A 15908-nucleotide genomic window follows, 5' to 3' on the forward strand; every position below is an offset into this window, starting at 1 on the left:
ATTTCAGTGATGTCGTTTGGGAATAAACACCGATGCTCATGTTGGATACCGAAGCGGTCCTTACCTTCGTGCTGGTTAGCGAGCAGAAGAGTTTCACCAAGGCCGCCCACATTCTCAACAGCACGCAATCTGCCGTTAGTGCGCGGCTGCGCCGGCTGGAGGAGCAGCTCGGCACCAAGCTGATCGAGCGCTCGACGCGCGCAATCAAGCTTTCATCCGCGGGCGAGGCCTTTCTTCAGCCCGCGCGCGATTTCCTCAGCGCTCACGACAAGGCTACTGCCGTCTTCGCCGTCGAGCGGCCACATCTCAAGATTGGTATCAGTCACCATCTCGTCGGCCTGGATCTGGCGCCCCTGCTCGCCGATATCGCCCGCAAAGATCCCGAATTGCTTGTCAGCCTCAGCGTGGATGGGTCTCAGGGGTTGATGGCCCGTTACGAGCAGGGCGATCTGGACGCCGTTTTCCTCCTGCGCCATAGTACGACGCGTCGCCACGGAGAAACGATCGGGATTGCCCGCTTCGGCTGGTTTGGCGACATCAGGCTGAAGCGGCGTGCGGCCGAAGCGCTGCCGCTTGCGACACATCCACCTGGCTGCAATATGCGGGCCATGGCGATCGCCGCGTTGGAAGAGGCCGGCATCGCCTGGCGCGAATCCTTTATCGGGGTGTCGGCCGCCAGTCTGCGGTCAGCCATCGTTGCCGGCTTCGGCGTCGCCGCCCTTTGCGTCAACATAAGCCAGGACGACCTGTCGGAGCTCGGCGCTCAGTTGGAATTGCCGCCGTTGCCCACGAAGGAGATCGTTCTTTTATCGCAGATCAGTTCGCATAGGGCGCGCAAAGGGCTGGAAAGCATCAAGACCGCCATCGCCGCGCTCAGCAAGAGATAGCGTCATCCCGACCAGCACCTCTTCGCCGATATCCCGCATTCAGCCAGCCCCTATCGCCGCCCCTTCGCACCTATAACGATTTGCGATCACTGAAAGTGGGAGCGATGACTGGTTGAGTTCCATCACAATGGCTAGTTGTTCGGCACTGGGTGCAATTCACCCAGTATCGGGAAACCGCAAGGCTTGGCGCCTCCGAGTACGGCAATGGGGTTTGTCTTCGACGAACAGAGTGCATCGACCTTATATCGATTTCTTCTCTGCGTTCTGTCGGCAAGCATAGCATCCATACCTTGGGAGACGGGTATCCCTATTTCTCGATGCCCGAAAGGACGCATACTGATCAATTTGCGGGATAGATTCTCAAGTTCCAGTTTGACTTCTAATTTCAAGAGGATTCGGTGTCCGGGATAATTGCTCGCTCAATTGATAAACGCATCAAATTGTACCCCTCTCTACGAGAGATGTGCCTAGACCATCGTTTTTGGCCATATCAACAACTTCACATCGAGGATATTGCCACTCGTTTCTCGGCCAGTACAACACCCGTGCGCGAGGCGTTGGCACGGCTGGCGGGCGAAGGTCTAATCGAAAGCGTACCCAACCGGGGATATTTTGCGAGGAACGTGTCGCTTGACGAAACCCGTTGCCGGCTCGACATACTGTTTCTCTTGCTCCAGCATGCCTTACGCACATGCTCGCTACCGGATGCCGGCAAAGAAGCCAAAGTACCTGTCGATACGGCAATTGCTCCCTCCGCGGCAGGCATGCTGCTAGCCAACCGCACCTATCTATCGATAGCTTCAATGTCGGGTTACGGCGTGCTGACGCCGGAAATCGAGCGCCAGTTGGACCTGACGCGTCTAGTCCGGTCGATCGACCTGGAAAACCCGGCGAGACTGGCGCAGTTGCACGCCTCATTGGCGGAATTGCGGGCTCATCTGGAAAACGACGACAAAGAGAGCGCCAGTCTATGCCTGTGCCGGCAGCACGAGGATCTCCGCAGCCGGCTTCACGAGATCGTCCAGGAAGCCCAGCTGCGCATGTTGATGGAGATTTCTTCATCTGCCCGCAGAGCCGGAGCATTCCCGAGATAATATGCAAGGCGGCTGTCATCCGAGGATGCAGGGGACGGGGACACTGAACAGCCTTGCAATGCGCTTGAAAACGAGGGTGTCATGGGGCGCTCAGACCCTCTCGCTCATAGACCCGGCGTACCGCGGGTCGTTCGTACAGACGACGAGCATGCTTTGTCCAGTGAGGGAAGTCGCGCTCCATGTCATAACCGAGACGTTCGCCCCGTCCCCAATTCCAGAACACCAGGAGGTAGGGGTCTAGAACCGTGTAGCGGTCACCCATGATCCAGCTGCGGCCGACGATCATCGCCTCGATTTCCTCCCACAACGGCCGGCAGGTCTCCCGTCCCTTTGCCTTCACCTCCGCCAGGCCTTCCGGGCTCCTGGCATAGCGCTCCGTCCGGCTGATATGAGCGAAAGCGACGTGAACGGTGGAGCATAGCCAGCACATGAATTCCAACTCACGGGCAACCTCGAGCGGGCTGGGCTGGCTCTGCCCGAGTGCGGCTCGAAAAGCCGGCTGCAGATAGGTCAGAATTGCCGGTGTTTCGGTTAGAATACCATCCGCAACTTTCAGCGCGGGCACCCGTCCCTTCGGGTTGATTGCCAGATATTCAGCTTGCCGCTGGGCGCCGGCGGCAAAGTCGACCTTGATCTCATCATATGCAAGCCCCGTCTCCTCCAAGACGATATGGGATGCCAGCGAACAGGCTCCCGGCCAGAACCAAAGCGCCAAATCAACATCCGTGTTCATTTCTCTCTCCTGTCATTCACGAAACTACTGGATAGATTTGCCTACCCCAAAAGGCATTTAATATCTTCAAGATTAAATAATATATTTTGTAATATATCGAGAAATATATTCTATAATATTACTAGATTTATTTGAATCTATTGATATGGGTGACGTCCTCACAATGAAAATCTGGGAGCACCCATGTCAAACATTTCGGATCAGAATTTTGAAATTCGCACTTTTGAAGAATTCCTGCCGGAACTGCAAACACGCGGTTGGTCGATACTTCGCCCGGAGGCGATCGATGACGATCCAGCCCGCACGCTTGGCCGAATCGGCAAAATTGTGCCGCAGTACAATGGGCAGATCACATTTGACGTGACCTACAAAAAGGGATTCGAGGACGCTCCCTACAGCCAGAGCATGAACGGCCTCGGCGCGCACACGGAAGCTCCCGGCTACGAGCCTCCGCCGAAATATCTGGCCCTTTACTGCCATCGTCAGGCTCGCTGCGGAAAGGGCCAGACGCTACTTGCCGACGGCGTGAGATTTTACGACACGGTCCTGGATGAAAGCCTGCGCAGCTGGGCCGACACGAATGAAGTGGAATTCGTTGCCGCAACGAAGCCAGGCGATACGGAGCGCCGCACATTCACGGCCAAGATTCGCGGAGAGCACGACAGCGAGCCGGTGATGCGCTTCAGCTATAATCTGTTCCGCTACGGCAATGTGAACCCAAGCGCCGCCGATGTGGCAGAGGCCGACCGTCTTAAAGATACGCCGCTCTCTCGCATCGCTGAACTGGGTGAGGCCTGGTTCGGTGACAACCTCACGCCGGTTCTCATCCCGGAAGGCTGCATGATGGTGTGGAACAACCATCGCCTGATCCATGGTCGCGGCGAATATACCGATCCCGCTCGTCACCTGACACGCTATTGGATCGCCTGACCGCCATGACCGTTGCGCATTACGAGGTTCTGTCGTTGCGGATCGCATCCGATCCGCAACGCACAGTCGGCACAAACTTCTTCTTCGACAGCTTTCCGGGCCCAGCGGATCTCCCGATGCCACAAGACTACCTGTCATGGGTGTTACGAGGCGACGGAAGGTGCATTCTGGTCGATACGTGCTTTACGGCCGCGTCCGCGGAGCGGCGGCGGCGGCATATGCATCGGTCGCTGGAAGCCCTGCTCGCCGACCTCGATATCGAGCCCGCCGGTGTGACCGATGTCATAATGACTCACCTGCATTGGGACCATGCGGGCAATATCGGGCTCTTTCCAAACGCGCGCTTCCATGTGCAGGCAGCCGAACTCGCCTTCTGCACGGGGCCTGCGATGCTGCACCAAGGCGTGAGCAAGATCTACAACCGTGAAGACGTGCAATCCTTCATGGCGCCCCTCTTCGAAGGACGCGTGGCGATCGTGGACGGCGATGCCACGCTGTTTCCCGGCATCGACGTGCACAAGGTGGGAGGGCACACACCCGGCAGCATGACGGTGACTGTCGCCACCCGCCGCGGACCTGTCGTGCTCGCTTCGGATGCCGCGCACTTTTACGCCAACTTCCAAGGACGCAGCCCCTTTCCCATTCTGGAAAACTTCCCCCAGGCACTAACCGCCTTCGATATCATCGATCGCCTGTCGGGTGGCTCGATTGCCCATGTTATCCCCGGTCACGATCCCATTATCGCGAGCGCCTATCCGAAATTGGGAGAACGCCATGCGGATATCGTTTGCCTGCACGAAAACCCGGTGATTGACATCGCCGCCGCCATGGCCCGGCAATTTTCCCTCGGGAAAACAGCATGACGACAGGAGCGACCAGTGGCTTCCAAATCGACACGGTGATCGTCGGCGCCGGCGTGATCGGGGTGGCAATTGCCCGGGAACTGGCGCTCGACGGGCGCGAAGTTCTGATACTGGACAGGGAAAAGCGGCCAGGACAGCATCAATCCAGCCGCAACAGCGGCGTGATCCATGCCGGCTTCTACTATCCTGACGACAGTCTCAAGGCAAAGCTCTGCCACAAAGGCAAGCTTGAACTTTATCGATTTGCGGAGGAACGCCGCGTGCCGCACCGACGGGTCGGCAAAATCGTGGTCGCAACGGACGAGGCACAAACGGGAAAGCTTGAAATCATGCACGCTCGGGCGCTTGCCTGCGGCATCGACGACGTGCAACTGCTATCCGCCCTCGAGTTGCGGCGCATGGAACCGGAACTCGCCGGTGTCGCCGGTCTGTGGTCACCATCCACCGGCGTCATCGATGCCTCGGCGCTTCTTGATGCCATGGAAGCCGAGGCGACGGCTCTCGGTGCAGCCTTTTCGATGAACAGTCGGCTTTTGAGGGCCGAGGCACGGCCTGACGGATGGACGCTTTTCGTTGAGAACTGCGGTGAGACGATCCGGCTCGACTGCCGGCTCCTCATCAACAGCGCCGGCATCGAAGCCCCGCATCTGGCAAGCTGCATCGACGGTTATGCAGCGGAGCGAATTCCGGAGACCTATCTGGCGCGTGGCAACTTTTTCAGCTGCCAGGGCGGCGCCCCATTTTCGCATCTGATCTATCCCCTCCCCGGTCCGATCGGACTGGGCGTGCATCTGACGCTGGATCTCGACGGTCAGGCCAAGTTTGGCCCCGACGTAGAGCTGGTCGATCAGATTTCCTACGATGTGAAGCCGGACAGGGCGGAAGGTTTTTACGATGCGATCCGCGCATTCTGGCCCGGCCTGAAGCCGAATACGCTGATGCCCGCCTATTCCGGCATCCGCGCCAAGATCGGCACGCCCGGCGACCCTCAGGACTGGATCGTCGAGACGACCGCAACGCATGGGCTATTCGGCCTTGTCAATCTGTTCGGCATCGAAACACCCGGCATGACCTGTTCCCTCGCGCTTGCCCGCCATGTGGCGGAGCACTTGCGGGCGGAGGATCTGCTTTAGGACGGGCGCCCCGCGCCCGAACCGGCTCCGCACTCTCTTTCCCGTAACTCTTGAGGATGGCGACGACTATGGATACGACGGCCTATAACGCGATTGGCGCGGTGGCTCCTATTCCGCTGCATGGTAGCGGCGACACCGGAAAGATTACCTATTACGCCAATCATCGGCTGGATCACGTCCCGCAATTGGAAAAGCTGGACCCTGCTTTGGTCGAAGGCATTCGCCTTGCGGCACTGGTCTTTCCCTTCAAGGTCAACAGCTATGTGCTGGATACCTTGATTGATTGGGAGGCGGGAGAGCAAGATCCGATCTTCCGTCTTGTCTTCCCGCATCCGGACATGCTCCTGCCGGAGGACCTTGCGAGCCTGAGGAGGCTGCGGAATGCTGGCGATCCAACCCTGTTGACGGCCGAGATAATGCGCATCCGCGACAGCATGAACCCGCACAGCTCCAACCAATTGACCAATATTCCGATTTTCGACGGGCGCCATGTGCCGGGCATGCAGCACAAGTATCAGGAAACGACCCTGTTCTTCGCCAAGCAAGGACAGACCTGCCATTCCTATTGCACGTTCTGTTTTCGCTGGCCGCAATTCGTCAAGACCGGTGCCGATAAGTTCGAGGCAGATGACGGCGCACAGATGCTCGACTACCTGCGTACCCGGCCCGATGTCAGCGATCTGCTCATGACTGGCGGCGATCCGATGGTGATGACCACGAGACGTCTTACGGCCTATCTGGAGCCGCTCCTGTCCAGAGAGTTCGACCATATTCGCAATATCCGCATCGGTACGAAGGCGATCACCTACAATCCACAACGCTTTGTGACCGACAAGGATGCAAATGAACTGCTGGCGCTGATTGCGCGGCTGGCTGATGCCGGAAAACACGTTGCCGTGATGGCGCATGTAAACCACTGGCGGGAATTGGAACCGGAGCCCGTGCATCAGGCGATTGCGGCGCTTCGCAATGCCGGCGCCGTGCTGCGCACCCAAAGTCCGGTGCTGCGACACATCAATGATGATGCCTCGGTCTGGAGCCGCATGTGGAAGGATCAGGTCGAGCTCGGCATGGTGCCCTACTACATGTTCATGGAGCGGGATACCGGCGCGCACCACTATTTCGGCACCGGGGTCGCCCGCGCGCTTTCGATCTACCAGGATGCCAGCGCCGCCGTATCCGGCATCTGCAAGACGGCGCGAGGCCCGGTAATGAGTGCGGGACCGGGCAAGATACATGTTCTGGGCCGGCTTTCGCATGGCGGTCGGGAGCATTTCATCCTCTCCTTCCTGCAGGCCCGCAAGAAGGAGTGGCTTAATCGCCCCTTCCTGGCGGACTATTCCGAGACGGCGCGCTGGCTGGATGATCTCACGCCGTCCGGCGGTGACAATGCCTTCTTCTTTACCCATGAATACCAACAGATGATGGCAGCCGGCAATCAGGCGGAAAACCCCGCGGCCCACGCAGGGGGTTCAAACGCATGAACCGCCTTGCGATTGCGATCGTCGGCGCAGGGCCGCGATCGCTCAACCTCATCGAGCGCCTGTCCTTCAGGCTGAAGCAGGAGCCCAACCTTCCGGCAATTACCGTGCACCTGATCGATCCCGGCCTTGCCGGGGCCGGAGTGCATTCTCCGGACCAATCCCGTCTGCTGCTGACAAATACATTGGCGTCGCAGGTTACCAGCTTTTCCGGTATCGATCCGAAAAATCCGAAATCCGCGCCCTCAGGCCCCTCATTCACCGAATGGGCGAAAGCCGCGGGCTACCGCCGTCTGGGTAGCCGCTATGACAAGGCCGGGCCGGACGAGGGCGAGCCGATCGGCGATCTCGATTACCTGCCACGGGCCATGCTGGGGGAATATCTTCATTTCTCCTTTCAGCGCATCGTGATGGAAGCGCCCGCGTGCCTGAAGATCATAGAACACCGTCAGTTGGCGGTGGATGTCACGACGCAGCCCGACGAGGTCGTCCTCGAAGACGGCACCCGCCTGCCCTTCGATGGCCTGATCATAGCGACGGGCCACTGCGAAACCGCGGCAAGCCCTGAAGATTTGCGGCGGCAGACCTTTGTGGAAGCCGGGCGCGCCGGCAATGCAAAGCTCGCCTATATTCCCTCCGTCTACCCGACATCGAAGCTCTCGCAGATCGAACCCGGCGCCGTGGTTGCCCTGCAAGGCCTGGGATTGACCGCCTATGACGTGATGACCGAACTGACGGTAGGACGCGGGGGTGTTTTCGAGGGCGATGCCCGCAACCTGCGTTATCGTCCCTCCGGAAGGGAACCGAAAGTCCTGCTTTTTTCGCGCCAATCGCTCCCTTACGATGCGCGCGGCGTCAATCAGAAGGGGGTTGATGGCGGCCATGTCGCCCGTTTCCTGACCGCCGAGGCGGTGGAAGCCATCCGTCAGCGGAGAGAGCGCGAAACCGGCGATCGACGGCTTGATTTCATCCAGGATATCATGCCGCTTTTGCGCAAGGATATGGCTTTCGGTTATCGCTGTTCCAAACTCCAGCGAGAGATCGATCCCGGTTCCTTCGAGCCGACGGTCGAGGAAAATGCAATCATCGACCGGATCTTCGATCCCCGGCATCTCCTTGACGCAGAAGACTTGGAAAGCTTCCGGGACCGCGTGGTTGCTCATCTGCGCAGCGATCTCGCCGAGGCGTTGAAGGGCAATGTCTCTTCTCCCTTCAAGGCGGCCACCGATACGATCCGCGATCTGCGGGCCGGGCTCTCCACGGCTATCGAATTCTCCGGTCTCCTGCCGCAATCGCATCGCTATGTCGCGGAAACCTTCATCGCATTGACGAACCGGATCACCTTCGGCCCGCCACTGATCCGCAATGCGGAACTCTTGGCGCTGATCGATGCCGGGATCGTTGATTGGGCGGGTGGACCCGGTGCGCGCGCCGAACTGCCTCAACAGGGCGGGCGTTTTGTGATCGACACGCCCTTTGTCGCGGACAGTGCCCGCGTGCAAGCCGACGCGCTGGTGATTGCGCGCGTCACTGGTCACCGGCCAGCACAGGATGTTCGCTCGCTTTCCCGCCGAATGATCGCGAACGGGCTGGCGCGCGCCTTCCGCAACGGAGACTATGAGCCCTATGGCCTGGATGTCGATCGGCGGCTGCGCCTGATTCAACCGGACGGTTCGCTCAATCCGAGAGCCTGGGCCGTGGGTTATGTGGTGGAAGGACCACGCTTTCACACCCATGCTTTGCCGAGGCCCGGCCGTGCCTCCACGCAGCTGAACGATGCCATGCTGCTGATCGATGACCTGCTGGCAACGCTCTGGCCGAAGCCACGACTTTCACCTGAAACACAACATGCGCCGGCATTGGAGAGCCTGACATGATCGAAATGCTGTCTGCCAATTCTCCGCTGCCAACGGCTGGTTCATTGGGCTTCGGGAAATATATTGCCGACCACATCGCCATTTGCCGCTATCGTGCCGGAGACGGCTGGAGCGAGCCGCAGGTCGTGCCTTACCAGGATTTTGCTCTCAATCCCTGCGCATTGGTTCTGCATTATGGCCAGTCGATCTACGAGGGACTGAAGGCCTATCGGCAGATGAATGGATCGATTGCTTTGTTCCGTCCGGAACGCAATGCCGCGCGATTTCGCGCTTCCGCGCGCCGCATGGCAATGGCCGAGATGCCGGAACGGCTATTCGTGCAGGCAATGACTGACCTGACACGACATCAGCGGCATCTGGTGCCGGATCCGAGGAGCGGTTCGCTGTACCTGCGTCCGGTGATGATCGCGGACGAGGCAGCCTTTGGCGTGCGCCGTGCGTCCTCCTATCTCTTTTTCGTCGTCGCCAGTCCGGTGGATGATCTCTATCGGGCTGACGGACGGGGCATGCGGCTCCGCGCAACCGAAGACTATACCCGCGCCACCGCCAAAGGCGGAGGGGATGCCAAGACCTCCGGAAATTACGGCCGTACCATCCTGGCGCTGGACGAGGCTCGTGCCGACGGATTCGACAACGTCCTGTGGCTCGATCCCAACGGTCTCGATCTGATCGAAGAAGCCGGGATCACCAATGTCTTCCTGCGGACAAGCGACAGACGGATCCTCACTCCTCCTCTCAACGGCCGGATTCTGGCCGGCGTGACGCGCGAAACGGTGATTGCGCAATCCAGGCGCTGGGGCCTGGAGGTGGAGGAGCGGGAAATCTCGATTACCGAACTCGCGAACGGAATTCTCAACGGCAAGGTGACCGAGGTTTTCATGACCGGCACCGCGACGCACATCGCCCCGGTCGCATCCATTTCCTGGCGGGAAAACGAGTATCGCCTGCCCGATGCCCCCTTTTCTTCCTCGCTTGCCGGTCGGCTTTCGATCCATATCCGTGATGTCCAAACCGGCATTTCACCTGATCCCGAGGGCTGGATGACAAATGTCGAATGAATCCCTTCGACGCCGGGCAAGCCCCGCATGCCGTCATTCATTTGCCAATCTTGTTGCAGGCACCATCGGTTGACGGCCAGCGCATGTTGGCATCAAGCTACCATCAGTTAGGAGATTTCCATGAGCATCCTCTCTCGATTGAAAGAACTTGGTATCGAACTCCCCGCTGACGCGGCACCTGGGGCACGTTATACGCCCGCTGTCGTTCATCAATCGGTGGCTTATGTCAGCGGCCAGCTGCCTCGCGATGGAGACATCGTCCAAGTCCTTGGCAAGGTAGGCGAGGATGTTACGCTCGAGGATGCCAAACGTGGTGCGCGCTTGGCTTTCGTTCGCACTCTGGCGGCATTCCGAGAGGCGATTGGCGATATCGAGCAGTTGGATCGAGTGCTGCGGCTCGTCGTTTACGTCAACAGCGCTGCCGATTTCACGCGGCACAGCCAGGTGGCGGATGGCGCATCCGAGCTGATTTTTGACCTGCTCGGTCCGGAACGTGGCCAGCACGCCCGCACCACGATCGGTGTCGCGCAGGTGCCGCGCAACGCAGCCCTTGAAATCGAAGCGACGATAGCCATCAAACCACGCCCACAGACAAATGACCGCAGACAGGAAGCAGCAATACTTCCGTACTGACGGCTTCTTTGTTCCCACGTTTTCCGCCGGTATCTCGCCGGAAAGGCGCGCGGCGATCTTATCGTAAAGATGGTACGATAATTTCGGAGCGACCGTGAAAACCTGCAGCCGGAAACAAGCATTCATGCCTCCGCCGGGTGGCAACGGATGCCAGGATCGATATCGTCATCGCGCAGAGGTGAGACCGCCTTCTCATCCAATGGTCGCCCAGACGCCCTTGGTCTGGGTGTAGGAATTGAGCGCATCCATGCATTTGTCGCGGCCGTTGCCGCTTTCCTTCCAGCCGCCGAAGGGAAGCTGCATGTCGCCGGTCATATAGCTGTTGATATAGACCATCCCGGCCTCCATATCGCGCGCGAAACGATGCGCCTTGCCGAGGTCCGAGGTCCAGATGCCGGCGGCGAGACCGAAGCTGGTGTCGTTGGCGATCGAGACCGCCTCCTCGAAGCCGTCGAACGCGATGATGCTGGCGACCGGGCCGAAAATCTCTTCGCGGGCGATGGTCATCTGGTTGGTGACGCCGGTGAAGATCGTCGGAGAGACGAAGGCACCCTTTTCCAGCCCTGCCGGAATGCCGCCGCCGAGCAGGCACTCCGCGCCGGCCTGCCGGCCGATGCCGATATAATTCAACACCCGCTTCTGCTGACCGAAATCCACCAGCGGCCCCATGCTGGTATTCGGGTCCAGCGGATCGCCCGGCTGGTAGCCCGTTTCGGCCCTTGCGCGGAAGATGTCGGTGAAATCGCCGAGGATCTTTCTGTCCACGAGGATGCGCGAGCCGGCGCAGCAGACCTCGCCCTGGTTCCCGAAAATACCCATGGCAGCCCAGGAGGCGGCCGCCTCGAGATCGGTGGCGTCGGCCATGATCACATGCGGGGATTTGCCGCCGCACTCGGTCGAAACCTTCTTGAGGTTCGACTGGCCGGAATAGACCATCATCAGCTTGCCGACCTCGACCGAGCCGGTGAAGGCGATCTTCTCGACGTCGCGATGAAGCGCAAGCGCCTTGCCGGCTTCAGGCCCGAAGCCGTTGACGACGTTGAATACCCCCTCCGGACCACCGGCTTCGACGAAAAGACGAGCGAGAAGCACGGCCGACAGCGGCGACTGCTCGGCCGGCTTCAGCACCACCGAATTGCCGGCCGACAGCGCCGGAGCGATCTTCCACGCGGTCATCAATAGCGGATAGTTCCAGGGCACGATGCACCCGACGACCCCGAGCGGCTGGCGCAGCACATAGGAAAGGATGTCAGGGGACGTGGCGCCGACGCTCCCCTGCACCTTGTCGATGCATTCGGCCGTGAACCGAAAGCAGAGGAGCGCAAGCGGAACGTCGACGTTCAGCATCTCGCTGATCGGCTTGCCCATGTCCATCGTATCGATCAGCGCGAAGTCCTCGCGATGCGCCTCGATGAGATCGGCAAACCGCAGCATCACCGCCATGCGCTCACGCGGCGGCTTTCGCGACCAGATACCGGATTTGAAAGCCTTCAGGCCGGATGCCACGGCGCGATCGATATCGGCGGCATCGCCCTCAGCCACTTCGGCGATCACCGTGCCGTTCGACGGATTGATGCTTTCGAACAGCTTGCCGGATCGTGCCGGACGAAGCGTCCCATCGATGAACAACCCTCCCTCGGGCTTCAGTTTTTCGGCCTTCTGGTGCCAGGTCGTGTTGATGGAAGCAGCGGTCATTTTCGTTCTCCTCAAGCCGCAAGTATTTTCTGGCAGGCGCGCTCGGCAAGCATGATCGTCGGCGCGTTGAGATTGCCGGACACCATCTTCGGAATGGCGGAGGCATCGGCGATGTGCAGGCCCTCTAGGCCATGTACCTTCATCGTGACGGGATCGGTGACCGCAAGCCTGTCGATACCCATCCGGCAGGTGCTGGAGGGGTGATAGAGCGTCGTCATGTGCCCTCGGACATAATCGGCGATCTCGGCATTCGTCTCGCATTCCGCGCTCGGCGACAGCTCGTAGTCGATGAGCTCCCTCATCGGCGATCGGGCGAGGATATCGCGGTTGATCCGCACGCCCGCGATCATCGTCGCAAGATCGGTCCCGTCGGGATCGGAGACGAAGTACTTCGGATCGATCGCCGGATGCTCCGTGGGGTCGGCCGAGCGCAGCCTGATCTCGCCCCGGCTGTTGGGCCGCTGGAGAACGCAATGGGCGGTCACGCCGGGTCGGCCGCCGAGGAAACGGGCATAGTCACGATGCGGGCTGATAGCGCCGTAGAGCTGGAGATCGGGCTCGACGCCTTCCCGGCTGCAGACATGCGCACCCGCAGCCACCCAGGGCGAGGTGCGGATGCCGCTTCGATGGTCACGCCATTCCACAAAACTGTCCTCGAGGATCTCCTCCGTCCACGCCCCGATGCCCATGGGCTCCCTGGCATAGAATGATATCGGGATATTCAGATGGTCCTGCAGATCCTTGCCGACACCGGGAAGATCGTGAACCGGTGCAACACCTGCCGCCTCCAGCTCCGTGGCCGGGCCGATGCCGGACAGCATCATGATCTGGCATGTTCCGATGGCGCCGGCCGTCATGACGACTTCGCTCGCCGCATAGGCCGTCTCGGGAATGCCGTTGATCAGATAGTTCACGCCGATAACCCGGCCCTTCTCGACGATCAGGCCGGTGACGAGAACGCCTTTTTTCAAGGTCAGGTTCGGCCGGTCGAGCGCGGGGCGCAGATAGGCCTTGCCGGTCCCCCATCGCTCGCCATTGCGGATCGTGAACTGGAAAAGCCCTGCCCCTTGCTGACTCTCGCCATTGAAGTCGTGGTTGAAGGCAAAGCCCGCCGCCTGGGCGGCATCGAGCCATAGACGCTCATGCCTGTCGACATAGGGCACGTTGGCGACATGAAGCGGCCCGTCATTGCCGTGATAGGGGTTTGCCTGGAAATCGGCATTGCTCTCGGCGGCGAGGAAGGCCGGAAAGACATCCTTCCAGCCCCAGCCGGCGCAGCCCATCGCCTCCCAGGCGTCATAGTCCGACGGCAGGCCGCGAATATAGATCATGGCATTGAGCGCGCCGGACCCACCGACCATCCTGCCGCGCGGCCAGAAGATGCGGCGGCCCCGGCAACCGGACTGCGGCTCGGTGTAGTAGCCCCAGTCGGCACCGGTGTTGAACATCGTCACCCAGTCGGACGGAATATCGGAGGCGACCGGCGCGTCCCGTCCAGCCTCCAGGAGCAGAACCTTTCGCTGCGTATCCGCGCTCAGGCGATAAGCCGCAACGCACCCCGCCGAGCCCGCTCCGACAATGATCGTATCGAACATCATCCTGTTCTTTCGTTGGAAAACCGGCAAAGAGCACATATTGCCCCGGCGAGATCGACACCGCCGGGGCAATGTCCGGATCAGGCCTTTGCCGAGGCTTCGACCGCAGTGACCAGCGTCACCGGCCCATCGAGGATCGGGCTTGCAACGGCGAAAAACACACCCACCGCATCCGACCCATTGTGGCGATCCATGGCGGCGCGATCCGCGAAGCGTTCATAGGTGGTGAACAGGCACGGATCGTCCTCGCTCTGGGAAATGAAGAAGCCGAGAGTTTCCGGCTCATTCATGGCCACATGCGAGGCGACCGCCATCAGCGCGTCGCGCATGGTCGTCTCCTCACCGGCCTTGACCCGGATGATCGCACTGATGGTGTGCATCAGAACGACCTCCAGTCGCCATCGGCCTCGAACGCGCTGGCCGCGCGATAGATCGTGCTCTCGTCGTAATCCTTGGCGATCAGCATCAGGCCGACAGGCAATCCATCTGCGAGACCGCAAGGCAAGGACATGGCCGGATGGCCGGTGACGTCGAAGGGGCTGGTGGACGCAGTCATCTCGAAGGCGCGCTGGATGATTTCCGATAGCGGCGCATCCTTCTCCGGCAATTTCGTTGCGACGCAAGGCAGGGTCGGCATCAGCAACAGATCATATTGACCGAAAACCGCGTCATAGGCCGCCTTAGCCGCGATGGCGATATTGCGGGACTTGGCATAGTAGCGGCCGCGATAATGCGTCAGCCCCCACTGGCCGACCAGCATGCACAGCTTCAGGGTCTTCGACAGGTCATCCGCGCGGTTGCGCCAGGACGAATGCGCATCCAGCAGACCGACGTCGTAGAGTCCCTTCCAGTTGAAGCCCATGCCGTTGCCATGCATCATCTGCACGACGAAGCCTTCGAGCGTGATCGGGTTCCAGGCTGCAAGCGCGGTGAGATGATCCGGAATCGAGACCTCGGATATCTCGGCGCCGAGGCTGGCCAGGCGTTCGGCACCCGCCCGCACCTTGTCGGCAACCGCTTCCTGCATGTTCGGCGCGGCAAAGCCTTCCTTCAGCAGGCCGATTTTCAAGCCCCTGACACCCTTGCCCAGGGCCTCGGTATAGGACGAAACCTTCGGTGCATATTGGCGCGGATCGAAACCGTCGGCGCCGGCAAGCACTTCCAGCAGCAGAGCATTGTCGGCCACGGTCGCGGTCATCGGCCCGGTATGGTCGATGGTCGACTCGATCGGCATGACGCCGGTATAGGGCACGAGACCATGCGTGGCCTTCATGCCGTAAATGCCGCAATAGGAAGAGGGAATCCGGATCGAGCCGCCCTGATCGCCGCCGATCGCCATGTCCACTTCACCGGCCGCGACCAATGCGGCGCTGCCCGAGGAGGAACCGCCCGCCGAATAGCCCATGCGGTGCGGGTTGTGAACCGGACCGGGGTCGGAGGTGTGGCTGCCGCCGGAAAGGCAAAAATGCTCGCAGACCGCCTTGCCGACGATGGTCGCGCCGGCGTCGAGCATGCGGGTGACGATGGTCGCGTCGGCCGCCGGCACGAAACCTTCGAGCGTCGTGGAACCGTTCATCATCGGCACGCCGGCGAGCGCCACATTGTCCTTGAGGGCCACGGTTCGTCCCTTGAGTTTGCCCTCTGACGCGCCCTTCACCTCGCTCTTGTAGGCCCATGCCCCGTATTTGTTTTCCTCGAGGCCCGGCTTGTAGCCGGGCGTGCGCGGATATTTGGCCGGCGGCAGCGGATTGGGCAGCGAGTCGACCACGTCGTAGGCGTCGAACATGCCGCCCATCAGAGACTGATAGCTGGCGGCCTCCTCGGCGGACATGGTCATGTGCAGGCTGGAGGCGAGCTCGACGACATCGGCAACGGTTGGACGGGTAATGGACATGAGTCATCCTTTCTTGTGAAGACAAGTGTTTTGAG

General features: G+C 60.4%; 14 protein-coding genes. 9 read left to right on the top strand and 5 right to left on the bottom strand.

Annotated elements, in window-relative coordinates; genetic code table 11:
- Positions 1 to 32: 32 nt before the first annotated feature.
- A complete protein-coding gene (locus FHX11_RS16820) occupies positions 33 to 887 on the top strand; it encodes a LysR family transcriptional regulator (protein WP_184358808.1) in 855 nt (284 codons plus the stop codon).
- A gap of 398 nt (positions 888 to 1285) precedes the next feature.
- Positions 1286 to 1981: a GntR family transcriptional regulator gene (locus FHX11_RS16825; RefSeq protein WP_184358809.1), complete on the top strand. Its 696-nt coding sequence runs from the start codon at positions 1286 to 1288 to the stop codon at positions 1979 to 1981.
- 79 nt (positions 1982 to 2060) lie between these two features.
- Here the strand turns inward: FHX11_RS16825 and FHX11_RS16830 are convergent, their stop codons facing one another.
- Positions 2061 to 2714, bottom strand: a complete 654-nt coding sequence (locus FHX11_RS16830) for a glutathione S-transferase N-terminal domain-containing protein (RefSeq protein WP_184358810.1) — start codon at positions 2712 to 2714, stop codon at positions 2061 to 2063.
- A gap of 183 nt (positions 2715 to 2897) precedes the next feature.
- Between FHX11_RS16830 and FHX11_RS16835 the strand changes: the two genes are divergently transcribed.
- The 7 genes from FHX11_RS16835 (at position 2898) to FHX11_RS16865 (ending at position 10689) form a co-directional block, all read left to right on the top strand.
- Entirely contained in the window at positions 2898 to 3644 is a 747-nt protein-coding gene (locus FHX11_RS16835; protein WP_184358811.1) for a TauD/TfdA family dioxygenase, read from the top strand.
- Positions 3645 to 3649: 5 nt separating this feature from the next.
- Entirely contained in the window at positions 3650 to 4507 is an 858-nt protein-coding gene (locus FHX11_RS16840) for an N-acyl homoserine lactonase family protein (RefSeq protein WP_184358812.1), read from the top strand.
- A complete protein-coding gene (locus tag FHX11_RS16845) occupies positions 4504 to 5640 on the top strand; it encodes an NAD(P)/FAD-dependent oxidoreductase (protein ID WP_184358813.1) in 1137 nt (378 codons plus the stop codon). Before FHX11_RS16840 ends, FHX11_RS16845 begins: the two co-directional genes overlap by 4 nt.
- A gap of 68 nt (positions 5641 to 5708) precedes the next feature.
- Positions 5709 to 7124 carry a lysine 2,3-aminomutase gene (locus FHX11_RS16850; protein ID WP_184358814.1) on the top strand — a complete coding sequence of 472 codons (1416 nt, stop codon included), beginning with the start codon at positions 5709 to 5711 and terminating at the stop codon, positions 7122 to 7124.
- Complete coding sequence (locus FHX11_RS16855) at positions 7121 to 8998, top strand: FAD/NAD(P)-binding protein (RefSeq protein WP_184358815.1); 1878 nt, start codon at positions 7121 to 7123, stop codon at positions 8996 to 8998. The genes FHX11_RS16850 and FHX11_RS16855 overlap by 4 nt, the downstream gene beginning before the upstream one ends.
- Positions 8995 to 10056 carry a branched-chain amino acid aminotransferase gene (locus FHX11_RS16860; RefSeq protein ID WP_184358816.1) on the top strand — a complete coding sequence of 354 codons (1062 nt, stop codon included), beginning with the start codon at positions 8995 to 8997 and terminating at the stop codon, positions 10054 to 10056. Before FHX11_RS16855 ends, FHX11_RS16860 begins: the two co-directional genes overlap by 4 nt.
- A gap of 120 nt (positions 10057 to 10176) precedes the next feature.
- The gene (locus FHX11_RS16865; RefSeq protein ID WP_184358817.1) at positions 10177 to 10689 is read left to right on the top strand and encodes a RidA family protein; all 513 of its coding nucleotides are present in this window, start codon (positions 10177 to 10179) and stop codon (positions 10687 to 10689) included.
- A gap of 192 nt (positions 10690 to 10881) precedes the next feature.
- Here the strand turns inward: FHX11_RS16865 and FHX11_RS16870 are convergent, their stop codons facing one another.
- The 4 genes from FHX11_RS16870 to FHX11_RS16885 form a co-directional block, all read right to left on the bottom strand.
- Positions 10882 to 12384, bottom strand: a complete 1503-nt coding sequence (locus FHX11_RS16870) for an aldehyde dehydrogenase (protein ID WP_184358818.1) — start codon at positions 12382 to 12384, stop codon at positions 10882 to 10884.
- Between the two features lie 11 nt (positions 12385 to 12395).
- Positions 12396 to 13982 (bottom strand): GMC family oxidoreductase N-terminal domain-containing protein, encoded by a 1587-nt coding sequence (locus FHX11_RS16875; RefSeq protein ID WP_246781048.1) that lies wholly within the window; start codon positions 13980 to 13982, stop codon positions 12396 to 12398.
- A 77-nt stretch (positions 13983 to 14059) separates the two neighbouring features.
- Positions 14060 to 14359, bottom strand: coding sequence for an antibiotic biosynthesis monooxygenase (locus FHX11_RS16880; protein WP_184358819.1), 300 nt, complete (start codon positions 14357 to 14359; stop codon positions 14060 to 14062).
- The gene (locus tag FHX11_RS16885; protein WP_184358820.1) at positions 14359 to 15873 is read right to left on the bottom strand and encodes an amidase; all 1515 of its coding nucleotides are present in this window, start codon (positions 15871 to 15873) and stop codon (positions 14359 to 14361) included. Before FHX11_RS16885 ends, FHX11_RS16880 begins: the two co-directional genes overlap by 1 nt.
- Positions 15874 to 15908 lie beyond the last annotated feature (35 nt).

The sequence above is a fragment of the Rhizobium sp. BK602 genome (assembly GCF_014195095.1).
Taxonomy (GTDB): domain Bacteria; phylum Pseudomonadota; class Alphaproteobacteria; order Rhizobiales; family Rhizobiaceae; genus Rhizobium.